This window comes from Rhizobium sp. Leaf371 (assembly GCF_001424045.1).
In the GTDB taxonomy this organism is placed as follows: Bacteria; Pseudomonadota; Alphaproteobacteria; order Rhizobiales; family Rhizobiaceae; genus Ferranicluibacter.
On sequence record NZ_LMQB01000009.1, the window covers coordinates 20609 to 20929 of the forward strand.

The 321-nt window shown below is 58.8% G+C and carries 1 protein-coding gene; it reads left to right on the forward strand.

What is annotated here, in order from left to right; translation table 11 throughout:
• On the forward strand, positions 1-321 hold a 321-nt coding region (locus tag ASG39_RS24480), incomplete at both ends, for a transposase (protein WP_244481174.1).

Consider the following 321-nt stretch of genomic DNA (forward strand, 5'->3'; position numbering starts at 1 on the left):
GCCTCTGGTCCTGCTTTTGAGCGAAGGCCAAATGAGCGACTATAAGGGAGCGGCACATATGCTGCATGTCCTGCCGGAGGCCAGAACCTTGCTGGCGGACAAGGGCTATGACGCCGACTGGTTTCGCGCTGCCCTGGCCGAGCGCAAGATCGAAGCCTGCATCCCGTCACGGTCCAACCGGAAAGTCCCCATCCCGCACGATCCTGTTCTCTACARGAAGCRCCACAAAATCGAGAACATGTTCGGCAGGCTCAAGGACTGGCGGCGCATTCACACCCGCTAYGACCGCTGTGCACATACCTTCTTCTCGAGCATCTGCAT